21 protein-coding genes and 1 pseudogene are annotated in these 23,535 nt (G+C 62.9%); 14 read left to right on the top strand and 8 right to left on the bottom strand.

All coding sequences use genetic code 11. The features are described 5' to 3' along the window. Positions 1 to 60: 60 nt before the first annotated feature. The 3 genes from KRR38_RS09170 (at position 61) to KRR38_RS09160 (ending at position 1,937) form a co-directional block, all read left to right on the top strand. Positions 61 to 726, top strand: a complete 666-nt coding sequence (locus tag KRR38_RS09170; RefSeq protein WP_217400774.1) for an SDR family NAD(P)-dependent oxidoreductase — start codon at positions 61 to 63, stop codon at positions 724 to 726. Next, positions 716 to 823 (top strand): SDR family oxidoreductase, encoded by a 108-nt coding sequence (locus KRR38_RS37715; protein ID WP_217407180.1) that lies wholly within the window; start codon positions 716 to 718, stop codon positions 821 to 823. Before KRR38_RS09170 ends, KRR38_RS37715 begins: the two co-directional genes overlap by 11 nt. Before the next feature lie 184 nt (positions 824 to 1,007). Further along, positions 1,008 to 1,937, top strand: coding sequence for an alpha/beta hydrolase (locus KRR38_RS09160; protein ID WP_217400772.1), 930 nt, complete (start codon positions 1,008 to 1,010; stop codon positions 1,935 to 1,937). Positions 1,938 to 2,150: 213 nt separating this feature from the next. On the opposite strand, the gene KRR38_RS36995 is transcribed toward KRR38_RS09160, so the two are convergent. Genes KRR38_RS36995 through KRR38_RS09150 form a run of 3 tightly spaced genes read right to left on the bottom strand, consistent with a single transcriptional unit; the run spans position 2,151 to position 4,441 of the window. Further along, on the bottom strand, positions 2,151 to 2,282 hold the full coding sequence (locus tag KRR38_RS36995) for a hypothetical protein (protein WP_256449409.1): 132 nt from the start codon (positions 2,280 to 2,282) through the stop codon (positions 2,151 to 2,153). 7 nt (positions 2,283 to 2,289) lie between these two features. Continuing rightward, positions 2,290 to 3,447, bottom strand: a complete 1,158-nt coding sequence (locus KRR38_RS09155) for a hypothetical protein (protein ID WP_217400770.1) — start codon at positions 3,445 to 3,447, stop codon at positions 2,290 to 2,292. 10 nt (positions 3,448 to 3,457) lie between these two features. Beyond that, positions 3,458 to 4,441, bottom strand: coding sequence for a phosphotransferase family protein (locus tag KRR38_RS09150; protein WP_217400768.1), 984 nt, complete (start codon positions 4,439 to 4,441; stop codon positions 3,458 to 3,460). Between the two features lie 106 nt (positions 4,442 to 4,547). On the opposite strand from KRR38_RS09150, the gene KRR38_RS09145 reads away from it, so the two are divergent. From KRR38_RS09145 to KRR38_RS09135, 3 genes are all read left to right on the top strand, one after another. Next, positions 4,548 to 5,738 carry an acyl-CoA dehydrogenase family protein gene (locus KRR38_RS09145; RefSeq protein WP_217400767.1) on the top strand — a complete coding sequence of 397 codons (1,191 nt, stop codon included), beginning with the start codon at positions 4,548 to 4,550 and terminating at the stop codon, positions 5,736 to 5,738. A 101-nt stretch (positions 5,739 to 5,839) separates the two neighbouring features. Further along, entirely contained in the window at positions 5,840 to 6,220 is a 381-nt protein-coding gene (locus KRR38_RS09140) for an EthD domain-containing protein (protein WP_217400765.1), read from the top strand. A 113-nt stretch (positions 6,221 to 6,333) separates the two neighbouring features. Beyond that, positions 6,334 to 6,633, top strand: a complete 300-nt coding sequence (locus KRR38_RS09135) for a DUF1153 domain-containing protein (protein WP_217400763.1) — start codon at positions 6,334 to 6,336, stop codon at positions 6,631 to 6,633. A 30-nt stretch (positions 6,634 to 6,663) separates the two neighbouring features. Here KRR38_RS09135 and KRR38_RS09130 read toward each other — a convergent pair whose 3' ends face one another. The 3 genes from KRR38_RS09130 to KRR38_RS09120 all read right to left on the bottom strand — a co-directional run bounded on the left by KRR38_RS09130 (position 6,664) and on the right by KRR38_RS09120 (position 9,326). After that, the gene (locus KRR38_RS09130) at positions 6,664 to 6,852 is read right to left on the bottom strand and encodes a hypothetical protein (protein ID WP_217400761.1); all 189 of its coding nucleotides are present in this window, start codon (positions 6,850 to 6,852) and stop codon (positions 6,664 to 6,666) included. A 362-nt stretch (positions 6,853 to 7,214) separates the two neighbouring features. Beyond that, positions 7,215 to 8,900: a GMC oxidoreductase gene (locus tag KRR38_RS09125; RefSeq protein ID WP_217400759.1), complete on the bottom strand. Its 1,686-nt coding sequence runs from the start codon at positions 8,898 to 8,900 to the stop codon at positions 7,215 to 7,217. Positions 8,901 to 8,912: 12 nt separating this feature from the next. Continuing rightward, entirely contained in the window at positions 8,913 to 9,326 is a 414-nt protein-coding gene (locus KRR38_RS09120; protein WP_309141003.1) for a gluconate 2-dehydrogenase subunit 3 family protein, read from the bottom strand. Positions 9,327 to 9,438: 112 nt separating this feature from the next. Between KRR38_RS09120 and KRR38_RS09115 the strand changes: the two genes are divergently transcribed. Together KRR38_RS09115 and KRR38_RS09110 are read left to right on the top strand one after the other, a co-directional pair. Then, positions 9,439 to 9,813 carry a hypothetical protein gene (locus KRR38_RS09115; protein WP_217400755.1) on the top strand — a complete coding sequence of 125 codons (375 nt, stop codon included), beginning with the start codon at positions 9,439 to 9,441 and terminating at the stop codon, positions 9,811 to 9,813. After that, entirely contained in the window at positions 9,810 to 10,679 is an 870-nt protein-coding gene (locus KRR38_RS09110) for a ThuA domain-containing protein (RefSeq protein ID WP_217400753.1), read from the top strand. Before KRR38_RS09115 ends, KRR38_RS09110 begins: the two co-directional genes overlap by 4 nt. A 216-nt stretch (positions 10,680 to 10,895) precedes the next feature. On the opposite strand, the gene KRR38_RS09105 is transcribed toward KRR38_RS09110, so the two are convergent. Beyond that, positions 10,896 to 13,367, bottom strand: coding sequence for a TonB-dependent receptor (locus KRR38_RS09105; protein WP_217400751.1), 2,472 nt, complete (start codon positions 13,365 to 13,367; stop codon positions 10,896 to 10,898). 697 nt (positions 13,368 to 14,064) lie between these two features. Here KRR38_RS09105 and KRR38_RS09100 point away from each other — a divergent pair. Together KRR38_RS09100 and KRR38_RS09095 are read left to right on the top strand one after the other, a co-directional pair. Beyond that, entirely contained in the window at positions 14,065 to 15,279 is a 1,215-nt protein-coding gene (locus KRR38_RS09100; protein ID WP_217400749.1) for a TonB-dependent receptor, read from the top strand. Next, positions 15,230 to 16,225, top strand: coding sequence for a TonB-dependent receptor (locus KRR38_RS09095; RefSeq protein WP_217400747.1), 996 nt, complete (start codon positions 15,230 to 15,232; stop codon positions 16,223 to 16,225). The genes KRR38_RS09100 and KRR38_RS09095 overlap by 50 nt, the downstream gene beginning before the upstream one ends. Positions 16,226 to 16,433: 208 nt before the next feature. Here the strand turns inward: KRR38_RS09095 and KRR38_RS09090 are convergent, their stop codons facing one another. Further along, positions 16,434 to 16,967: an SOS response-associated peptidase family protein gene (locus KRR38_RS09090; RefSeq protein WP_254514713.1), complete on the bottom strand. Its 534-nt coding sequence runs from the start codon at positions 16,965 to 16,967 to the stop codon at positions 16,434 to 16,436. A gap of 56 nt (positions 16,968 to 17,023) precedes the next feature. On the opposite strand from KRR38_RS09090, the gene KRR38_RS09085 reads away from it, so the two are divergent. The 4 genes and pseudogenes from KRR38_RS09085 to KRR38_RS09070 all read left to right on the top strand — a co-directional run bounded on the left by KRR38_RS09085 (position 17,024) and on the right by KRR38_RS09070 (position 23,523). Continuing rightward, complete coding sequence (locus KRR38_RS09085) at positions 17,024 to 17,656, top strand: SOS response-associated peptidase family protein (RefSeq protein ID WP_217400745.1); 633 nt, start codon at positions 17,024 to 17,026, stop codon at positions 17,654 to 17,656. Positions 17,657 to 17,726: 70 nt separating this feature from the next. Beyond that, on the top strand, positions 17,727 to 18,503 hold the full coding sequence (locus KRR38_RS09080; protein ID WP_217400743.1) for an ImuA family protein: 777 nt from the start codon (positions 17,727 to 17,729) through the stop codon (positions 18,501 to 18,503). After that, on the top strand, positions 18,421 to 20,250 hold the full coding sequence (locus KRR38_RS09075) for a DUF6504 family protein (RefSeq protein ID WP_217400741.1): 1,830 nt from the start codon (positions 18,421 to 18,423) through the stop codon (positions 20,248 to 20,250). Before KRR38_RS09080 ends, KRR38_RS09075 begins: the two co-directional genes overlap by 83 nt. Further along, a pseudogene (locus tag KRR38_RS09070) lies at positions 20,250 to 23,523 on the top strand (error-prone DNA polymerase). Before KRR38_RS09075 ends, KRR38_RS09070 begins: the two are co-directional and overlap by 1 nt. The last annotated feature ends 12 nt before the right edge of the window (positions 23,524 to 23,535 follow it).

Raw genomic sequence — 23,535 nt, 5'->3', positions numbered from 1 at the left:
ATGTGAGGCCGATCCCGTCTTGATTGGCGAGGGCGGCAAGAGAGCGGCAGGAAAGGCAAAATGTTGGAAGAGTTTCGGCTGGACGGCCGGGTTGCAGTGGTAACGGGATCCGCAAGGGGCCTGGGGTTCGAGATCGCGCGAGGAATGGCAGCGGCAGGCGCCCGCGTTTACATAAACGGCACGAGCGACGAACGGCTGGAGGCTGCTGCCAGGCGCCTCCAAGGGCTCGGTGTCGAAGTCGCGGTCGCTTGCTTTGACGTAACCGACGAAACTCTCGCGGCGCGGTCGCTGGACAAGATCGCTTGCGAGACCGGCAGGCTCGATATCCTCGTCAACAATGTCGGCGTGCGCATGCGCGAGCCGTTGGAGCATATCGGGAGCGCAGAACTGCGCCGCATGCTCGATGTAGACCTGGTCTCCGCCTTCACGCTGGCAAAGCTCGCCGCGCCCGTCATGGGCAAGGGCGGCTACGGCAGGATCATCAACGTCAGTTCGATCGCGGCGCTGCGCGGCCGGGTAGGAGACGCAGCCTATATCATCGTCAAAGGTGCGATGAATGCCATGACGCGAAGCCTTGCCGCCGAGTTCGGTCCGCTCGGGATTACCTGCAACGCGCTCATGCCGGGAGGTTTCCTCACCGAGACGAACGAGAACCTGAAGACGCCAGAGATGGAGCGGATGTTCAAGACGAGGATGCCGCTCGGGCGCGCGGGAAATCCCCCCTGAGATCGCGGGACCCGCCGTTTTTCTGGCTTCCCCGGCGGCAAGTTATGTGACGGGCGTTTGTCTCCCGGTCGACGGTGGTGCCCTGGCGACCGGCTAGAGCCTCGGCCTCAGGGTTGCCCTTCCATAACGCTATTGCTTCGTTGCATTTCAATAAAGCGCCGCTTAGGCAACGTGTGGGTGTATCGGCGTGGTTTGGCGATCACACCATCGGGATCGAGTTCCTCGATCCCGATGTGCAGGCCTATGCATTCACTTTAGTCTGAGCCAAGCAGGAACCGGCGATGAAACCCCATTCCTATTACCAGGCCATTCTCGACGCCAACGAGGCGGCCGGACGCCCCTACTTCCACCAGCTTTCGGCGAACGACGCGCGCGAGCTCCTCCGGGCAGGCATCGCGGCCGCCCCGCCGCCGACCGACCTGCCAGACTTGCGCGCGGTAGAGGACCGGAGCATCGAGGGGCCGCATGGCCCGATCGCCCTGCGTATCTATCATCCCGCGGTCGAGCCGCTGGGAACCTGCGTGTTCTTTCATGGCGGCGGCTGGGTCATCGGTGACCTCGACCAGACCGATGCCACTTGCCGTCGTCTCGCCGGCCTGTCGGCCAGCACAATCGTCAGCGTGGATTACCGACTGGCGCCCGAGTGTTGCTATCCGCAACCGCTCGACGATTGCTGGGCTGCGCTCAACTGGGCGGCGGAAGCCTTTCCCGGCCCCCTGCTGGTGGCCGGCGAAAGTGCAGGCGGCAACCTGGCCGCTGCCTGCACCATCCGCGCGCGCGATGCCGCCGGTCCGGCCCTGGCCGGCCAGTTCCTCGCTTATCCCGTCACCGATCATGATTTTGAAACTCCGTCCTACCGCCAGGTGGGAGGCCGTAACTGGCTCTTGTCGGCAGCAGACATGCATTGGTTCTGGGATCATTATTGCCCCCCTGGGACGGACCGCAACTTGCCGGAAATCTCGCCCTTGCACCTAGAAACGATGGCCGGCTTGCCGCCGGCGATGATCGTCCTCGCTGAGTTCGACCCGCTTCGCGATGAAGGAATGGCCTATGCCCGCCGTCTGGCGGAAGGCGGTGTCACCGTCTCGGTCCGCTGCGACGCGTCCATGCTGCACGGCTATCTCGCGGCCGCAGCCTTGGTCCCGGCGGCCGGAGAAGCACTGCGCGATGCGGCAAGGTGGATGAAGGCGCGCCTCAGGGAAGCCGGCTGATCAGCGGTCTTGCCTGGAGGGCCATGGACTCCGGCGCCGAAGATGACCTCGGCCCCGGCGTGAAGGCCGCGCTTCAACCCAAATTGGCTCAACGGTGGAAGGCGTCGCGCGTCCATTCGAGGGGAGATGCCTGGCTCTGAGGGCGCGTTGGGGGCGAGGGGGCTTCGCCGTTCTTGCGGAGAAGGGCGGACCTCAGCGGCTGCGAACCTCGGCTCAGGACAGCGTCGCGCGGGCTCCCGACTGAATAATTAGGCCGTCGACCCGGTCGAGGAGCAGGATTTCGCTCTGCGGCGCGATGCCGCTCAGACCGGGCACGGCGTCGGTCAGAGCTAACGGTTTGATCAAACCAGCGTCACGCCCGGATATTCACCGATGATGATGCTTCCATGTCGCCGTAGCCGCTGTTCGCACCCTCGCGGATGCGGATCGGGCGGTCGCGGATCTGCCAGCGGTAGTTCTCCGCGGTCTTGTCGCGGCTGTTGACGTCGTCGACGCATTCGCCGTCGAGAAAGTCCTCGCCTTTGAAACTGCCATGGATCTGGTCCTTCCAGGGTCCGTACATGCCCGGCAGCAGCCGGAAGCCCATCTCGGGGTTCAGCGCCTCGATCTCGAATACGCGCTCGACCACCGACTTGCCCTTGCCGGCGACGATCGCTGTGACCCGGCCCGACATCGCCCCCCTGTCGCCCTTGCGATAGGCGATCTCGGGATAGAGGTGTAGGATCGGGATCTGCGTACCATCGCTCTCGTTGATATAGCCGCTGAAGAATTCGGGCGGGCCTTCACCCCCGAAGTCGCGGAAGTAATAGGCCAGGTCGTATGACGACCCGTCAGGCCGCTCGATCCGCGAGACCAGCCAATTGAAGTGATAGGCCGGGCCCGCCTTGCTGCCGCCCGTCGCACCAATGTTGCCGGGGACGAGGTCGGTCGGGTCCTTGCCGACATGCTCGCGAATGCCCCAGCTGTGGTCGCGGAAGCCGAACCATTCGTCGGGATCGACCGCGTGGCGGGTGCCGTCGATCTCGATCCAGCCTGAGACCGTGCCGGCCTGGTGGTAGCGGATGACGTCGGACGCAGCGCGGCCGGCGGCATAGACGGCATCGCGCTTCTCGAAGAAGGCGGGCATCGTCGCGGTGAAAGTCAGTTTGAAGGCGAGCGGCTGCGCGGCGTTGGCGGCCAGGGTGATGCGGATGGCTTTGAACGGCTCGATCACCTCGTAGGAGAGCGGACCGACGCTCAGGTCCTCGATCTGCGGCCGCAGCACCCGGCTCGCGCGCACGGTGCGCTGCTGCGTGCCGATCTGCACGCCGGCGAAGCCATCGAGCACGTTGCGGTTGGTGTACTTGCCCAGCCCGAAGCTTGCCTGCAGCCCGCCGTCCTTGCGGGCGAGGGCGAACCAGACCTTCTCGGTCCAGGCGCGATCGGCCGAGCCGACCGTGGCGTGGGTGTTGACGATCTGGTGGTTGAGCAACTCGTCCGCATCGGTCAGCGGGGCGATGGTCGGGATCATGGACATCCTCTCAGAACCCGCCGCCGTCGAGCATGGCCCGCATGACGCCGAGGTAGTAATCGAGATTCTTCGCGAAATAGGCGAGCTTGGGGTCCTGGCTGCGGCCGGTGACCCACATGTTGGTACCCTCGGCGATGATCGCGGTAATCTTCGCGATCTGCGCGATCTCGTGCCAGAACACCCCTTCGGCCGAGCGCCCGGACATTTCCTCCCACCAGGCGATCACCTGATCGCGCCCCGGCATGCCCGGCTGCTGCTGCGGCGTCGTCGATCCGTGGTACGAGCCCTCGAAGCCATAGAGCATGTAACCGAGGTCGGCGAGCGGCTCGCCGTTGAGCGCCATCTCCCAGTCGAGCACGGCGCTGACTTCGCCATCCCGCCACATCAGGTTGGACAGCTTGGTGTCGCCGTGGACCACCGCCGGCGGCCCGCTGCGCGGGGCGGGGACGGCCAGCAGGCGATCGTACTGCTCGACAAGCTGCGCGCAGTTCGCGGCCCGGGCGAAGGCCTGCCACATGCGCGCGTCGTCCTCGGGCGAGACGACCTTGCCCAGCACCTCCAGCGGCGCCAGTTTCGCCAGACCCGCGAAGGCCGAAACCCAGCGCCGGCATATCCCGCGGCGGAAATCGTCGCTGCCCGCGGTGAACCAGGGTTGCAGATCGATGTCGTGGATCGACTCGCCCGGCACGCACGCCATGACGAAGAACGGCGTGCCGAGCACCGAAGCATCCTCGCAGGACAGCACGATATCGGGCACGGGCGGAGCGCCCGCGGCCGAGCCGAGCTCGCTGTAGATCGCCGCCTGGGCGATCACGCCGTGACCGTCGAGCATGGCGCCGGCCGAGGGTGGCAGCCGCAGGATCAGGTCAGCGCCTTCGATCAGATAGGTCTCGTTGGAGAAGCCCGTGGTCAGCGGCCGGATACCGGTGATCGCCTTGCCGCCCGGCAGCAGGTCCCGCAGAGTCGCGGCGGTACGGTCGAGATCGGCGATCATTGCACTCCCACGTCGGTTACACGGCGGCGATATCGCAATCAATGAATTGCACTTCCCCCGATTCATTTCTACGCTTGCCACAAATGTACGTGGGGAGAAACCGGTAATGCTAGATTGGCTGAGCGACGACCAGCGCGCGCTGCGCGACATGGCGGCAGTGTTCGCGCGCAAGGAAGTCGAGCCTGTCGCGAACCAGATCGACGCCGAGGAGCGGACGCCGGACGAACTGGTCCGCAAGGCCGCGGAACTCGGCCTCTACGGACTCTATACGTCTGAGGAATATGGCGGGTCGGGCGCGGATCTGGTCTCGGTCTGCCTGGTCAGCGAGGAAATCGCCAAGGCCAGCCCCTCCTTCGCCGGCATGCTCACGGTGCAGATCGTGCTGTGCCCGCGGACGGTCGAGATCCTAGGCACCGAGGAACAGAAGCGCCGCATCCTGCCGATAGCAGCCTCTGGTGAGAGGCTGATGGCCTATTCACAGAGCGAGCCTGGCGGCGCAGCCAATATCGCTGCGCACCTGACCAAGGTCATACCCGACGAGTCTAACGATCTTGGGGGATATCGCATCGACGGCTCGAAGCTGTTCTGCACCCAGGGTTCGGCCAGGACCTACCTCGTCATGTGCAAGACCAAGGACCGCGAGGGCAGCGAAGGCTACGGCTGCGTCATCGTCGAGGCCGAGGACGAGGGCTTCAAGGTCGCGCCCTACGAGCACAAGCTGGGCTGGCGCGGGACGAACACCGGGCCGATCGCCTTCGACAACGTCTATCTCGAAGCGGACGACATCCTCGGCGACATCCTGACCGGTGGCTTCTCGCACCGCGCGGCCAATACCGCCAACCTGCTAGCGCACTGTGCGGTTTCGGTGGGTTGCGCTCAGGGCCTGTTCGATAAGACGCTCGAGCAGGTGAAGCAGCGCCGACTCTATGGCCGCGAGATGTCCGAATTGCAGCCGGTGTCGTTCTGGCTTGCAGAAGCCCACGGCAAGATCGCTGCGGCGCGCGCGCTGCTTTACGATACGGTCCGCGCCTTCGAGGCTGGGACGATGCAGCCGGCGATGTCGAACGTCTGCAAGACTTTCGTATGCGAGACCGCCTTCGACGTCTGCGTCAAGCTGCTCCAGCTCTGGGGTGGCAGCGGCATCATGGATTCGACCGGGGTCAACCGCTACATGCGCGACGCCCGTGCGCAATGCGTTGCCGAGGGCGCGAGCGAGATGCACTATGCCATCATCGCCAACCAGTTGCTCCACGGGCAGCCCACACTGGTGCCGAGCAATATCGTCAAGAAGGGCTGAAATCCCAGCCCAACGAGACGAGGTGCGTTCGAGGCCAGGCGGACGGGCTTTCAGGCTGTCAAAGCGCCCGCGCCCATACACGAGGAAGGGCAGATGACACGATGATCAAGATGATCTTGCTGCTCAGTCGCAAGCCCGGAATGAGTCTCGAGGACTTCCAGGACTACTATGAGAACCGCCATGTTCCCTTGGCCTCGTCATTCGAAGGGCCACTAATCCGTTACAGGCGCAACTACATTGTGGATCGGTCGGTTGGCTTGGCCGACTGCGATTGCATCACGGAGGTCTGGTATGACCTAGACGGAAATTGGCGCGATCACCGTGACAACATCGTTTCGCCCGAAATGGCAGAGATCATCGCGAAGGACGAAGCACAGTTTCTGGACCGCGCCGCGACCCGCATCGTCATCGTCGAGGAGCGCGAAAGCGCTCCGGACACGCTACCTGGCAATCGCGAGCGGACGGTGGCACCTGACCGGTGACGCAGTAGCGGCCAGCCGCGCGAGCCTTACTTCGCCTTAACACCATTCGTTTATCGCCGCCTCCGATCTGCAGCGCTCATCGCAGCTGCAGAGGTTCCCCCGGGGAGTGTGATGTGCACGGAAAACAGGCGTTCCGTCGCGCGACGGTAATCGGGCCGCTCGGCGAATTGTTGACGATGGATCTGCTGCCGGCACTCACAATCTCGCGCTGGACTGCTCGCCGCAAGGCTGAAGTGGTGGCGGCTGCAAATGGAGGCCTGCTCACCATCGAGGAAGTTTGCGAACGCTACGCACTGACGCTCGAGGAATTTTCGTCCTGGCAGCGTGCTGTCGATCGTTCGGGCTTGTTGGGCCTGCGCACCACACACGTTCAGCGCTACCGCGGTATGTACCAGCGCCAGCAGCGCTACTGACTGAAATCCTGTCGCCGAACCCCTTGCGCCTTAGTTCTTGCCGTCCAGCACCCCGGGATCCAACGGCCGCAAATCCGCAATCACGAAGTTCTCGATGCGGCCGTTTTTGGCCCATGGCTCGGCCCGGGTACCATTGAGTTGAAGCGAGCCGAGCGACTGGCGCTCGTACCGGCACTCGGCTCGGTCGGCGTGCCGATCGTAGCCTTCCGGTATCGACAAGATGCGCCAAGCGTCTCCGGCATCGCGCCGAATGAGGTCTCCTGGCTGCAATCGGGGGCGCCCATTTCCTTTTCTCCGGCAGGTTCGCTGATGGCGCCATTGACGGTGATGCATCGGACTCGCGGTAATGTAGAGGTCCAGGCTTTCGCATATTTCGCAACTGCAGCATCGCATTTCGCACTTGCAACAATGTCAGTAACCGCCGACAAGGGACGTGCCTTTCAGGCATCCTCTCCCAAAACTTTCAAAGGCCCGGACGACAACGTCCGGGCCTTCTTTTCAGAGTGGGAGAAATAGCGCTCTGCTGGCTGTTTTCGGCACTATCGCAACCGAGTCCCACACTTCCCGCTGGCCTGGTCAGCCTAGATTTTCCCGGCCTTGAGAAACTCCACCGCATGGTGCGCTGCCCGCGCGGATAGCGCCATATAAGTCAGGGACGGGTTCTGGGTCGCGCTGGAGGCCATGGCAGAACCGTCGGTGATGAAAAGGTTCGGCACGTCGTGGGCCTGGTTGTATTTGTTCAGCACCGATGTCCTGGGATCGGTGCCCATATGTGCGGTGCCCATTTCGTGTATCGTCACGCCAGGACTGCCCGGACCCTGACCCTTGGCGATAATATGTGCGCCCGCAGCCGTGAGCATTGCCTCTGCGTCGGCTTGCGCGGCAGCAACGACCTTACGATCGTTGTCTCCGGGCGCGCACTCGATATGCGGAATGGCCATGCCCCACTGATCCTTGCGGGTGGGATGCAAGGTCACCCGGTTGTCGCGATTGGGCAACATTTCCGCACCGCCGCCAGCGAAAAGCATCCAGGGGCCAGGCCCACGCATCCGTTGCTTAGCTGCCGCACCGACGCCTATCGGCGCCATGGAAGCGAACTTCCAGTTGGACCGGAACGCCATGGCGACCATGCCGAAGCTGCGAAGGTAATCTTCCTGAGTGTCGACATTGCGATACCTGGGAATGATGTTCGCCTGCGGCCGGCGGCCACGATAATAGCGGTCCTCGAAGCCTGGATAGACACCCATGGCGAAAGCTCCGCCGAGATGATCCATCAGGTTGCGCCCGACCATATCCGAGCTGTTAGCAAGGCCATTGGGGAAAGCGGCGCTCTTTGAACCTAACAGGATTTGCGCGGTCGGAATGGTCGAAGCATTGAGGAAGACCATTCTGGCATCGTAGGTTTTGCCCTGCTTCGTCTTGCCATCGATCACTCGGACACCCGTCACGCGGTTGGATTTGGGGTCATGGATGACGCTGTCGACGATGGCGTCCGTGACGACAGTCAAATTCCCCGTCTTCTGCGCTGCGGGAAGCGTCGCGCTAAGGCTGGAGAAATAGGCGCCGTAGCTGCAGCCGTTATGGCACTGCGAGCGGTACTGGCAGGGGCTTCTGCCCAGATCGGTGTGCTGTTCGCGCGCCTCCGAGAGGTTCGCTACACGCGGCGGAATTACCGTGCGCCCGGGGAATCGGGCCTCGATCTTTTTCTTGAAGTCCGCTTCGACGTCGTTGAGCCCCATGGGCTTGAGGAAATCGCCATCGGGAAGCTGCGCCAACCCTTCGGTCGATCCCGACACGCCCGCGAAGGCCTCGACATGGTCGTACCACGGCTTGAGATCTGCGTACCGAATCGGCCAGTCAGAGCCATGACCGTCCTTCTTGTTCGCGCTAAAATCGAGGTCGCTTAGACGCAAAGACATACGGCCCCACATCAGAGAGCGGCCGCCCAAATGGAATCCCCTGATCCAAGTGAAGGGCTTCCCTTCGGCCGTGGAATAAGGGTGCTCGCGGTCGTTGACCCAAAACGTTTTATTCGCGCTGCTGAACGGATAGACCGTACTCTGGATCGCATAGTCGCGGGCGGCCTCGTCTTCAGGAACGCGGCCTTCGTTCTCCTGCTCCCACGGCATGAGACCGTCTTTGTAGTCGGTAATGTGCTCGATGTTAGGGCCGCGTTCCAGCAGCAGGACCTTCAGGCCTTTTTCAGTGAGTTCCTTGGCGACCCAGCCACCGCTGATGCCGGAGCCGACGACGATTGCATCGAACATTTCAATGGTCCTTCAAACGCTGACATCGATGGCGTAGGCGCGGGTATCCGCGGTCACGGGAATGGACGGCTCCCAAGCGCCCGGGACATGTTCGTAGCGAAGTTCCTGCGTCGCTCCCGGTTCCGAAATGTAATAGAGCGAGAGAATGAGCGTCTTGAACCGATTGTACGCCGGGTCCCTCATCTTCGCCCGGTCGTAGGCGCTGACGATCTCGAGTTGCTGGGGTGCCGACAGGGCTGCAATTCCTTTGGAATCGACCGGCCGGGCGGCGACTTCGATCTCGTCGAGCACGCGCTGGAAGTCTGACTGGGTTTGCGGTGACGCCCAGGCCCGCATGAGTGCATCGAAACGGGCTGGCACCAGAGCGTCGCGCGCACCCGGCGTATCTGTGCGCGGCATGATAGTTTCGGCAACCGCGTCGAGCACGGCAAAGCGGGCCGTCCCCAGGAACGGAGCCTTGCCAGCGGCAGAAGCCAGGAGCTTTTCCCATCCAGGAAATGCGAGGCCTGCGCTGCCGATGGAGAGAACGGCGCCGCGGATGAAGCTGCGCCGACTGGAGGCCGCATGCCAGGCTGCGGAAGTGCTTGTCGCAACCCCCCTCAATGCGAGCCGCGGCGGCGCCGGCCGTCAGATCAGCGAGCTCATCCTTTTCCATTCACATCTCTCCTGGACGGCGCCAAAGTGCGTTGACAGTATTGCTTTAGGTTCATTGCATTTTATTTTTGGTAGCGTTAACGAGGGCCGAATGATCACGCAAGTCCGTTTGCGGCGTTTGACAGCAGTCGCCAAATTTCAGGTGCATGCGCGAACGGGGTTGGCGATGCTGCGCACAGGTCGGTCGTCTGCATTTATGGCGCAGCGCCTTTCAGCTGTGTGCGCCCATTTCGTGCTCTTGATAAAGGCCCGGCCATGAAACTTTTCAAACGTATCCTGCGCTGGGCGGCGATTTTGCTCTTTCTGATCGTGCTTGGGCTGGTGATCTGGATCGGTCCCATAACCTACCGCGCGATTCACGGCGTGAATGTCTATGAGACGGTCCCGCCGAGGTTACCCGACGACCTCAGGTCGCCCGCGATTCTGATCTTCTCGAAGACCAACGGCTTTCGCCACGAAGGCGCGATCGAAGGGGCAAACACGATGTTCCGCGAGGTCGCGCGCGAGCGGGGTTGGGGTATCTACGAGACCGAGAACGGTGCCGTATTCAATCCCCAGCAGCTGGCGCGTTTCCGGGTCGTCGTCTTCAGCAACGCCAGCGGCAACATGCTGACGCCGCTGCAGTGGCAAGCGTTCAAGACCTATCTCATAAGTGGCGGCGGCTTCGTGGGAATCCATGCCGCGGGCGACGGCTCGCAGCGTTTGCCCTGGTACGTCGACCAAGTGATTGGCGCGCAATTCGCCAATCATATCGGCTGGCCCGGTATCGCGGCGGCGACTGTTCGGATTGAGAATGCCGCGGATCCGGTAACTAGCGGATTGCCGGGCGAGTGGAAGCGAGCGGACGAATGGTACTCGTTCCACAAGTCGGTCCGGGACAAAGGGTACCAAGTCCTCGCGACGGTAGATGAAACGACTTACAAGCCCCGCGATATACTTATGAGGGATATTGCCATGGGCAAGGACCACCCTGTGGTCTGGAGCCACTGCGTCGGCCGCGGCCGGGTGCTCTATACCGCCATGGGGCATGAGGCCGCCGCGTTCGCGGAACCGCACTACCGTGCCTTGCTGACCAATGCCGTGGCCTGGGCTGCGAGCGAGGCCCCGTGCGTGGAAGGGAAATGACCGCATTAGCCTGGCAGGCGGAGCCCCTCCAGCCGGACTGTGCAATCGGCGAATTGCGCGTGGACCTCACGGAACAAATGAAGTCGTGCTTTGCATTGCCGTTTTCGGCCATGTGGCACTACGTCTGAACTGTGAAATATCATTCTGACGTCGATGTTGTGACGAACGTAGCGCCCGGGCCAACGGCCCGGGCATTGCGTTCGCTAGTCGACAGGCTCAGAACTTGATCGTGAGATCAGCGCCATATGAGCGAGCCGGAATATAGTTGGCGCCTCCCGCGAATTTTAGATCGAGCGCGAAGGAAGCATATTTCCGGTCAGTCAGGTTCCGTCCCCATAACGCCAGCTCAGTATTCACTCCGCCCAGGTTCATCTCCTTGACCGCAACGCGACCATTGAAGACCCAGTAAGCTGGAACATAGGCGTAGTTGCGCAAGAAGGTTGAATACTCAGGCAGCGCCGAGTTCTGTGAGAGCGACATCCGCGACTGGTAGATCGCGTCGCCGCGGAAAGATAGATATGCCTCGCCTGCGCCAAAAGGTTTGGTGTCGAATTGGCTGTACAGGCTGCCGGTCCAGTCCGGTCGCAGAGACGGCAGATAGGCGCCGCCGTTTGCAGAAAGCAGGAAGGCGGGCACATCGGAGAACTTTGTGTTGGTGTAGCCCAAGCTGCCACCTAGTGTCAGTCCTCTGACGGGTGCAGCAGTGAGATCAAGTTCGAAACCCTTTGCCTTGATTGTGCCGGCATCGACCACCAGAGTGCCGAGCGATCCCGCCAGAGCCGGATCGCCGGTGAGCGTGGTGATCTGCGAGGTGAAGTTGGTCGCCGACTGGGCCGACTGCACGTGCTTGTAGGTCACCTGGTAGACGGCGAGATTGGCGCGAAGCCGTCTGTCGAGCACTTCGGCCTTGATACCGGCCTCGAAGGAGGTTGCGGTTTCCGGCTCGAAGGTGATTACCGAAACCGTGCCGCCGGACACGAATGCGGTAGAGAACTTGCCGTAGAGCAGCAAGTCGTCCGTCGGCTTGTAATTCACGCCGACCAGATAGTTGGGCTTGGTCTTGTGGTACGAGAACGCGGTATGCTTCAACGCCGGTGGGGTGCCGTAGTCGAAGGTTCCGGACTTCTTGTCATCCGTCACACGGCCGCCGAGTACCAGATCGAGCTGCGGTGTTACGTGGAACTCAAGCTGCGCATAGGCTGCCAAGGAGGTAGCCTTGTTGGAGCCGCGCCCGGCGCTTCGTTGCGGAATTACCCCACCCGGAAAGGGCGAGAATTGGGGCGTATTCTGGAAAAGATGCTCGGCGCTATAGTCTTGCGAGTGGAAATACATTGCCCCCACGGTCGCGGTGAGGAAGTCGGACGTATAGTTGAACTGAAGCTCGTCGCTCCACTGCTTGCTCCGGCTCTGGGCTGCTGTTGCCAGCGCGACGAACGGCAGTCCGACGAGGCCGGAGGCAACCGCCTGGACGATAGCTCCCTGGTTGACGGCCGGAAGGGTTGCGAAACCCGGGACGGTGGAGGCCGCGACGATCGGCGCATAGGCGAGAGCCGCCTGCGGCGTCAGCGGCAGCGCACTGAAGCCGTCGAGTGCTGAAGCGCTGAAGATCTCGGACTTGCGGTACGCCGCAATGTTCTTGACCGAAAAGCTGTCGCTGACCTGATAGGTGCTGGTAAGGCTGTGGCCCTCGACACGCAAACGCTTGGGGATTGCCCATCCATTGTTGACAATGTCGGGGCGCTTGCCGTCGGCGGCAAAATAGACCGGGAACGGCTGTGTAGTCGTAAGGGCCCTGAGGACCGCGCCTACGCCCGGAAATGCCGGATCGATGCCCGCGGCTCCGGTTCCTTCAGGCGTGCCATCGTCCTGGGTGCGGTCATATTTATAGACCGTGGTGAAATCACCGCTCTCGAATTTGAGGGCGCCGAAAAAGGTATCGGAATCGCGTGTTCCAAGCCACTCGGGCGAGCGGTTCACCTTGGCGATCGGCGCATAGGCCGAGGCGGTGCGGTTCCAGATCATCCCGGCGTTGGCGTTGCGGATGTCACCCCGGCGATAGTTGTGTATGTAGCTTAGATAGGCGCTGAAAGGGCCGACCTGAGGAAGGTCCACGCCGATCCCGAAGCGAAACTCGTCCTGGTTGCCGTAAGTGGCCGTCGCTTTGACGCCCACTTCGCCGCTGGGGTCACGGGTAGTGACGCTGACCGCGCCTGCGGTGGCGTTGCGGCCAAACAGAGTACCCTGGGGACCGCGAAGGACTTCAATGCGCTGCACGTCCGGAAGGTCGAAGATCGAACCGCGCGGCGACGAAATATAGACCCCGTCGAGATAGACGGAGACTTCCTTATCCGACCCCGGCACCACGCCATAGCTTACGGCACCGCGCATCGAAAACGATGGAATTGCAGAACCACCGGCCGCTGGGCGGACTGTAAAGCCCGGAGCCAGGCCGGACAGATCGCCGACATTGGTGACGCGATTGGCCTGAAGCGTATCCGCAGACAGCGCGGTCACGGCGATGGGCACGTCCTGCACGCTCTGCTCGCGTTTCTGGGCAGTGACGACGATATCCTCGAGACCCGTCGATTCATTGGCGCCCTGGGCATAAGCCGTTCCTGCCATCAAGGCGCTCGCCGCGCATGCTGAACTCATCAACAGCGCGGTTTCACGAATCTGCAGCCTGTTCATCGGTATTCTCCCCTCACATTTCCCGCAGCGATGCTGCAGCTCGTTCAATGGCCTGTGGCGCATTAGCCCAAAGCCCGAGTAAATCAAATGCACCATGTGAAATGCAATGTCGGGGCGCAATTTCGCCGCAGCCTGTGGCTTTGTCGCCACAAGATGAAGCGGAACCCTGGCGATCGGATCGGCGCCGCAGGAGTGTGGCGGGCTGCGATACGGCGATACGATCATCCGTCGTCGCCGGTCTGTGTTGCGACTGTAGCGTGTTCCCAGTCAGTTCCGCAACGATGGCAGGCGAATCACAGGATACGAGCGGGCGCTACATCGAAATGCCGTCGGAAGTACGCTAATCGAGAACTTTATCCGGCAGTGGCGATACTCGCCATCTGGCAACCTGAAGCTCTGAAGGGCACCTTTTGGTGATGGCAGGGATGGGTTCGCGCTCACTTGACTGCAATGCGCCAGTGACAACCTGTTTATCGCAATCCCTGTTCCCATCAGGAAATCCGCTTGATGCCAAAATGTTGCTCTCAAGTGTGAGAACGGGCGCGGAACGTCCGCGCGCTGGGGCGCGACTTTCCCGGCGCCAAGCCGCGAGTTGCACAGTGGTCACGGCATAAATTAATGCGTTCAATGCATTGCAAAAGTTGCGAGCGGCGGTATGGCGTCCGCGATAGACATTTATGGTAACGGGGAGCCGAGTATGAAGAAGAACCTGATTGTGCAATCAGCGTTGGCGTCACTTCTGTTGGCGCCGAACGCCCGGGCTCAGGCGATCGACGAACATGGAGCCTCGACCACGGGTGATATCGTCGTTACTGCGCAGCGACGTTCCGAGCGCCTGCAAGATGTCCCAATGGCGATCACCGCGCTGTCTTCCGACATGCTCGAAAAATCGGGTGTCACCAACACTACTGACCTCGCGCGCGTTACGCCCGGCGTCACTATGTCGTTCTACGGTGGCTTCCTACAACCGGCGATCCGCGGCATCACATCGACTGGCGCGAACATTGGCGAGAACTCCAACGTTGCCACCTATATCGACGGCATCTACCAGCCGCAGCAGATTGCAACGCTTATCGATCTTCCCGACGTGGAGCAGATCGAAGTGCTTAAAGGCCCGCAAGGCGCACTCTATGGGCAGAACGCAACTGGCGGCGCCATTCTCATTAGCAGTAAGTCGCCGAGCTTCACGCCGACCGGCAAGTTCAGCGCCAGTTATGGCAATTACAACGATGTCCAGCTTCGGGGCTTCGTCAGCGGCCCATTGGCAAGCGGTGTAGCACTCAGCCTCGCCGGCGCTTACCAGGAACGCGATGGCTTCCGCCGCCATGTCCTGACGAACCAGCGTGACTACGGGCTTAAATCCACCGTGGTCCGCGGCAAGCTGCTGCTTGAACCTTCCGACAGTGCCCGCATAATTCTATCCGGCTTCTATTCTGATCGTAAGGACTCCGCCAACTACGCGGGCTTCGCGATAAATGGCAACTCGATTGCCTTCGCGCCGAACCTCGCAGGCCTCAGTCCCTTCTTCGCAGGCATTCCGGTTCCTGCCTCTCCGCGGACCGTGCGTGTGGACCAGTTTTCCTCAGAGCCTGGCGTGTTCACCAAGATCCGCAGCTATGGCGGCAGCCTGCGCGGAGAGTTTGACATCGCGGGCGGCACTTTGACTAGCTCGTCCGGCTATTTCAAAAATAAGATCAATTATCTTGCCGACGTCGACGCCGCCTCACCGCGAATTCTTGAGGCGCGTGCCGAGCCACTTAAGGGCGAATACTTCGTGCATGACACGAGTTTCGCTTCGGGTGGTACCGGGCCGGTCAGTTTCCTGGCGGGTATATTCTATCTCAAAGGACAAGAGACGTTTGTTGGCAACATATCTGAGATTTTTTCTGCCGAACCTTCCCCCAGCTGCTAAGATTAGCCTCAATCTCAGCAATACTTACAGCCAGGTGAAGAAAGAGATTTACGCTCTCTATGCTGAAGTCACGGTAAAAGCATCAGATGCCATTACCGTAACCGCCGGAGGGCGTTATACCGATGAAAAGCAGCGTAGCTTCTCGGGCCCGTCTGGTGGACCTATTGTCGAGTATCCCGGCGGTGCCGTCCACTTCCGCAAGTTCACGCCGCGCGTGACTGCGCGCTATGCCGTAACCGACGATGTCAACGTCTACGCAAGCTGGGGTAGAGGATTCAAAAGCGGCGTCCTCAACGCCACGGCGCCGGCGGCGCAGCAACTGGTCAAGCCCGAGACGATCGATGCGTGGGAAGCGGGCATCAAAGGCAAAATCTTCGACAGTCTGCGAGTGAACCTTTCCGCGTTCTATTACGACTACAAGAATTTGCAGGCAGTCAGCTATTGCCCAACCTGCGCCGCGGGCGGAACCTACCTCACCCAAAACGCGGCTTCAGCGCAGGTCAAGGGCGCCGATTTCGACTTCACGCTCGATGTCACGCCCGAATTCAGCCTGACCGGGGGCGCGGCCATCTTGGACGCGAAATATCGAAGGTTCCCGAATGCGCAAATCTATGTGCCGAATGTTACCAACACGGGCAATCTCTCAGTCACACAGGACCTGAGCGGCGGACGCCTGCTGCGCGCGCCTAAGTTCAGCGGAAACTTTGGCGCGAATTATGCGGTCGAGACGAGCGACGGCAGATTCACGGCCTTCGCTTCGCTCTATTACAATAGCGGGTTTGGTATGGAACTCAGCAACCGCATTCGTCAGGGGGAAATATGCGACGATAGACGCCGAGGTATCTTTTGCGCCATCGAGTCTCGGCGGCGCTCGTTTTGTCGTCTGGGGCAAGAACCTCACAGACAAGGCGGTCTACTCGCAGGTGCTGGCTTCCAATCTCTCTGACCTCGCCAGTTACGCCCCGCCTCGCACTTACGGCGTCCGCGCCGAATATGCGTTTTGAGAAATGCTATGAGGCGGCCGCAGGCCGCCTCATTTTAGTGGATCAGCCAGCCAGCCACACAAACCTTGGGAACGTTAATCTTATCGCTATCGTCGGCGATTGCTTCACAAGTAGGTCCCACCGTTGCTCCGTCACTTGGCAGACGTGACATCAAAGCGCGAGTTGGCCCTGCCGTCGTTCCTTTCGCCCGCGCTTGCCTATTTCCTCGACAACAAAGGTTCTCGCCGGCGGCGTCGTCAGCAGGTCTAATTCGCGGACCGTCTCATCGAGCCACTGCATGACCTGGCGGCGATGGATGATCGCGCCGTGGCGCTCCTGGTAATCGACGACATCGGAATTGGCATAGACCGTGATGATCCGGAACGAGATCGGCCAGTCGCCTGCCGCCGGCTCCCAGATCCCCGCAAGATAGAAGAAATTTCCGCTGTCGAGCGAGACCCGGTAGCGCTTGCCGCTCACTCGCATGTGAAATTCGGATGCCGGCATCAGGCAGCGGTTGATGGGGAAGCTCTTTCCCTCCGAGCGCACGAACCGATAGGTCAGGCCATCGGCGAACTGGGGATTGGAACCCCAGGTCGCCTCGATCATCTCCACTTCCGTGAGATCGTCGGGATTGCGCCGGATGATAGCGCGCTGCTCACCCAGCGGAGCGTCGGAGTCGAACGGGGTTGGTCGCGAGTCCATGATGAGAACATAATGGGAACTTGATTACATGACAAGGTTCGTGAGAGGCTAGCGCGATGTGTAACGACTACCGCCTGCTCGTCGACATCGCCTCGATCGCCGAGGACTTCGATGACCTGCAGATCAAGATCAAGCTGCCCGAAGGCAAGCCCAACGTGGCTGCGCGCGAAGACATCATGATCACCGATGTCGCGCCGATCGTGAAGGGCATTGCTGGAGAGCGCGGCGCAGGAGAGCTGGTCAACCGAAGGTGGAGCTGGCCGGGCCCAAGGGGGAAGCCCGTTTTCAATTTTCGCTCCGACGGGCGCGAGTTCGCATCGCATCGCTGCCTCATCGTCTGCGACGGTTTCTACGAGACCACAGATCCGGTGATCCCGAAGCAGAAGCGCCTCGACAAGTGGCTCTTCACGCTGAAAGACCACGACTGGTTCTGCATGGCCGGTGTCTGGCGCGAGCACGAAGGGGTCGGCGAGGCCTTTTCCCTGCTCACCATGGACGCCGGACCCGACATCGCACCCTATCACGACCGCCAGATCATTCCGCTCACGCGCGACCTCTGGGCCGACTGGCTCGATCCTTCGGTGCCAGCGGGCGAGGTCTTGCGGCATCTACCTGCAGGGAGCCTGATCCCCACACAGGTCTGGCCACCACCGGGAAATGCCCCCCAGCAGATCAGCCTCGATGTCTGACCCCGAGTAGCGCGCTTGACGAATCTCTCGACTCAATGGAACATAATGGGAACAAACGAGTCGATGACATATGACACCCCTTCGATCCGAGCTACCGCGGACAGGATCCGCCGACGTAGCTGCGCTGCGCGCCCAGATCAGCACCTCGCACCTCGCGCGGGGGCCGGCGCTCTCCTTCGGACTTTCCGAACTCGATAGCCGCCTGGACGGAGGCGGTCTCGATGGCGCAGCCCTGCACGAAGTGGCGGCTGCGACGGCGACACTGACCGACGATGCGGCCGCAACCCTTTTCATCGCCGGTATCGCCGCGCGCTTTGCCGGAAAACACCACCTCACCGTGCTTTGGGCCCTGACCAAGTTCGATCTCTATGCACCGGCTCTCGAGCAGGTGGGGCTGGGGCCAGGCAAGCTTCTCTACGCGCAGGCCCGCAAGGACAGCGAGGTGCTGGCGGTCGCCGAAGATGCGTTGCGCGATGGGTCGCTGGCCTGTGTGGTCGCCGAGGTCAAAGGTGCCGACCGGACAGCCACGCGGCGCCTTCAGCTTGCAGCCTCGGACAGCGGTACGCCGATATTGCTCTACCGGCGCCACCGCTCGAAGGAGAAGTGCCCGCTCGGGCAACCATCGGCCGCAATGACCCGCTGGCGGATCGGCTGTCTTCCTTCGGCAAGGCTTACCTTGCCCGGTGTCGGCCGAGGCCATTGGTCGGTCGAGCTTGTCCGCCAGCGCAATGGCAATCCTTTCTCCCTCGAGCTGGAAGCATGCGATGACACGGGTCGCCTCGCTCTACCTGCCGCAACTGGCCATCGAGCGCCTGTTCAGGCCGGAACGGCCAGCTTCGCCGCCTGAGCCGCAATTGCCCCGGCCCGGCAGCGCGCAGCCTGCCGTCATCTTACCTGCGATCGACGATGACCCAGGTGCCTGCTCGGTACCGCGCGGCGGTGGTTGGCGCCCGGGCGCGCGCTGGGCACGGGGCGATGCTTCACGAAGCTCGGCAACCCAGGCCAGGATCGACGCGCTGCCGGCCCACCAGCGCCCCACCATGCGCGAGATGGGACGGCGCAGCGAAGGCGCCGACCATCCCTTCAAGGCGATGCGGGCCGACGACGGCGCGCCGGGCAGAGGAGGTCATGCGCGCGTGCCCGTCCAGGCGGGATGGGCGCGCCCGAAGATATTGATCGAGCGTTCCGGCCAGCGGGACACGGTCGTCGCGGCTTGCGGGCAAGCGCTCATGCTGGGGCTGCGGCCGGGGATGGCTGCGGCACACGCGCGGGCACTCGTCGCCGACCTGGTCGTGCGCGACGCAGAGCCCGAAGCGGACCACGCATTCCTCGACCGGCTGGCGCTTCATGCCGTCCATCACTGGACGCCGATCGCAAGCATCTCGGGTGCCGACGGCCTCTGGCTCGATCTCTCAGGCGCCGCGCATTTGTTCGGCGGTGAGGCGCGCTTCTGCCAGCGGCTGCTTCGCTTTCTGCAGCGTCTTGGCTTCACCGCCTCGATGGCCATCGCGGGCTCGCCAGGCGCGGCCCACGCCCTGGCGCGCTATTCTGGGGCGCCGATTACGGTTCTACCCGCGAGAACGGAGACTGCGGCGATTGCCGATCTGCCGATCGCGGCGCTGCGCCTGGCACCTGGAGCTCTGACCTCGGCGGCGCGGTTCGGCTTCGAGCGCGTCGGCGATCTTTACCCGGTACCGCGCGGGCCGCTTGCGCGGCGGCTGGGTCTGGCCGCCGTCGAACGTCTCGATCAGGCGCGCGGAATCGTGGCCGAGCCGATCGTACCTGTGGTTCCCTTCGACACCCCGACTTCCCAGCGGCGCCTGCTCGAGCCGATCGTGACCGCTGAAGCGATCCTCCAGGTAATCCGGGATCTCGTCCTTGACCTCGTGGCTCAGCTCCAGGCGCGAGGGTTAGGCGCCCGCGCGCTGACGCTTACCTGCCGGCGGGTCGACAGCGACGAGCAGCGCATCGGTTTCGGCACGGCCAAGGCGACGCGCGAGGCAGCCCATCTCGCGCGCATGCTGGCAATGCGTATCGAGCGCATCGAGCCGGGCCTCGGGATCGAGGAGATGCAGCTCGTCGCCCCAAGGGTGGAGGCGCTTGAGCCAGTCGCGCTGGGGGCGCATTTTGGTGAACATCGCGGGGCGGCCGATGTCGCCGCGCTCGCCGACCAGATCGCCGGCCGCATCGGTGAGGACGCACTGTTCCGCGTGAGCGCGGTCGAGAGCGACGTTCCCGAGCGCGCCGTCGAGCGGGTCGATGTGATGGCGAAGCCGACCGGTTGGCCGTGCTGGAAACGGCCAGCCCGGCTGCTGCGCCGGCCCGAGCTTCTCTCGGGCGTGATCGCGCTACTGCCCGATCATCCGCCGCGGCGCTTCGCCTGGCGGGGCAAGCCCTACCAGGTCGTCGCCGGCGATGGCCCCGAGCGCGTCCACGGCGAGTGGTGGCGCAGTGCCCGCGAGATGTGGGCGGTGCGTGACTATTTTCGCGTCGAGGCGGAAGGGGGCGAGCGCTTCTGGCTGTTCCGCCGCGGCGACGGTGTCGATGCGCCGACCGGCGATCTCACCTGGTACATGCACGGGGTGTTCGGCTGATGGCGACCCCCAGAGCGACCTACGTCGAGCTTCAGGTGACGAGCCATTTCTCGTTCCTGCGCGGCGCTTCCTCGCCCGAAGAGCTGTTCGCGGCGGCCAAACTGCTCGGCCATGAGACGCTGGGTCTTGTCGACTGGGGTAGCGTCGCAGGCGTAGTGCGCGGCTGGGACGGTCAGAAGGCCACCGGCGTTCGCATGATTGCCGGTGCGCGAGTGGACCTCGTCGATGGCCGCGCTCTGCTGCTCTATCCGATGACCCGCGCCGCCTGGTCGCGCCTGACGCGGCTTTTGTCCCTCGGCAAGGCGCGCGGCGGCAAAGGACGCTGCATCCTCGAATGGAGCGATGTGGCGGCCCATGCCGATGGACTGATCGCCATTCTTTTGCCCGATATGCCGGGCGCCGCTATCGAGGCGCATATGCGTGACCTCGCCGATCTGTTCGGGCCGCGCGGCCACCTTGCGCTGTCGCTGCGCCGCCGGCCTGAAGATTTTGCGAGGCTCTACGATCTTGACGCGCTCGCGCGCAAGGTGGGCATTCGCAGCGTTGCGACCGGAGACGTGCTCTACCATGCCGCCGAGCGCCGGCCGCTGCAGGACGTCGTGACCGCGATCCGCGAGAAGGTGACGATCGATGCGCTCGGCTTCCGGCGCGAGCGCTTCCTGGACCGCAATCTGAAGTCGCCTGAGGAGATGGAGCGCCGATTTGCCGCCTTTCCCGATGCGATTGCCGCGAGCGCCGACATCGCGCAGGCGTGTCGCTTCGATCTCGGGGAGATCCAGTACCAGTACCCCTACGAGCAGGTGATCGCCGGCCGCACGGCCCAGGAAGCCCCTCGCGGCGCTGACAGAGGAAGCGGCATCGCGGATGTTTGGCGGAGCCATGCCTGCGGTCTACCGCAAGCAGATCGACCATGAGCTCAGGCTCATCGACCAGCTCGGCTACGCGCCCTATTTTCTGACGGTCAATGCCATCGTCGCAGAAAGCCGGCGCCGGGGGATCCTGTGCCAGGGGCGGGGCTCGGCCGCGAACTCATGCGTCTGCTTCATGCTCGGGATCACCTCGATCGATCCGATCAAGCACGAGCTGCTCTTCGAGCGCTTCGTCTCGGGCGAGCGCAAGGAGCCGCCCGATATCGACGTCGATTTCGAGCATGAGCGGCGCGAGGAAATCATCCAGTGGATCTACGAGACCTATGGCCGCGACCGCTCGGCGCTGACCGCGGTCGTCACGCGCTACCGGACGCGCGGCGCCGTCGCCGAAGTCGGCAAGGCCTTGGGCCTGCCGCGCGATTTGACGAAAATGCTGACCGGGCTCGTCTGGGGCTGGTCGGTCGACGGTATTCCCGACGAGCAGATTGAAGCGCTCAATCTGAATGCCGAGGATCACCGCCTGCGCCTGACGCTCGATCTTGCCCAGCAGCTCATCGACACGCCGCGGCACCTCTCGCAGCATCCGGGCGGCTTCGTCCTCACCGAGGCGCGGCTCGACGATCTTGTGCCGATCGAGCCCGCACGCATGGCCGACCGCCAGATCATCGAATGGGATAAGGACGACATCGATGCCTTGAAGTTCATGAAGGTCGACGTGCTCGGGCTTGGCATGCTCGGCTGCATGAACCGTGCTTTCAATCTGCTCGAACAGGAGAAGGGGATCCGGATCACGATGGCGGACCTGCAGGACGACGACCCTGCCGTCTATGCCATGATCCAGAAGGCCGACACGCTCGGCGTCTTCCAGATCGAAAGCCGCGCGCAGATGTCGATGCTGCCGCGCATGAAGCCGAAAGAATTCTACGATCTCGTCATCGAGGTCGCGATCGTCCGACCCGGCCCGATCCAGGGCGACATGGTCCATCCCTATCTCCGGCGGCGCGAGGGCAAGGAAAAGCCCGAGTATCCGCGGCCCGAGCTGCGCGCCGTGCTCGAAAAGACGCTGGGCGTGCCCCTCTTCCAGGAACAGGCGATGAAGGTCGCGATCGTCGGCGCTGGGTTCACGCCTGTAGAAGCCGACCAGCTTCGCCGCGCGATGGCGACCTTCAAGCTTACCGGAGGCGTCAGTCACTTCTACGACAAGCTCGTGGGCGGCATGGTCGAGCGCGGCTACCCCAAGGACTTCGCGGAGCGTACCTTCAAGCAGATCGAGGGGTTCGGTTCCTACGGCTTTCCCGAGAGCCACGCGGCTTCATTCGCCAAGATCGCCTACGCCAGCTGCTGGATGAAGCACCACCATCCCGACGTCTTCTGCGCGGCGCTGCTCAACGCTCAGCCCATGGGATTCTATGCGCCCGCGCAGATCGTGCGCGATGCGCGCGCCCACGGCGTCGAAGTGCGGCCCGTATCGATCAACCATAGCCGCTGGGACTGCACCTTGGAGCCGAGCGGCAATCGCATGGCCGTGCGCCTGGGTTTTCGGCAGGTGAGGGGGCTCGCCAATCTCCACGGCGCGGCCATCGTCTCGGCGCGGGGCGAGGCTTCCTTCGAAAGCGTCGAGGAAGTCTGGCGCCGCGCCGGCGTGCCGCGCGCGGCGATCGAGCGCCTGGCCGAAGCCGATGCTTTCCATGTGCTTGCACACGATCGGCGCCAGGGACTCTGGAAGGTCAAGGGGCTGGGCGAAGCCCCGCTGCCGCTGTTCGCCGCGGCCGACGAGCGCGAGGCGAAGTTCAGTCCGGAAGGCGCCGAGCCATCGGTGGCGCTGCGGCCGCTCACTGCGGGGCGTGAGGTCGTCGAGGACTACCGCTCGCTGCAACTATCGCTGCGCGGTCACCCGGTCGCGTTCCTGCGCGACGAACTCGATTCCATGCGCATCGTTCGCTGCGCCGATCTTGCGAATGTGCGTGACGGCCGCAACGTCGAGGTTGCCGGTGTCATCCTCGTGCGTCAGCGACCAGGTTCGGCAAAAGGCGTGCTGTTCGTCACAATCGAAGACGAGACGGGCGTTGCGCAAGGAATACTTTGGCCAAACAAGTTCGAGATCTATCGCCGCCAGGTGATGTCGGCATCGATGATCGCGATCCGGGGGCGGCTACAGAAGGAAGGCGAGGTGATCCATATCATCGCCGACCGCATAATGGATCACGACGAGATGCTGCGCTCCGTCGCGCGCATGGACTTTGCGATTCAGCCAGGCCGAGGCGACGGCGCTCGCAATGGCGGCGGCCCGGACCCGCGCGATCCGGCCTGGCCGCCGCGCGGCCGAACGCTTTCCTCGCCTCCGTTTGGGACGGCAGCCGAAGCCGAGGAAATCGTGCGTATTCGCAGCCATGACTTCCACTGAAGCCCACGCGCG

Origin of the sequence: Novosphingobium sp. G106 (assembly GCF_019075875.1) — a bacterium.
Classification (GTDB): Bacteria; Pseudomonadota; Alphaproteobacteria; order Sphingomonadales; family Sphingomonadaceae; genus Novosphingobium.
The sequence above is the reverse complement of the archived record's forward strand: the minus strand, read 5'-3'. Positions and strand labels throughout refer to the sequence as shown.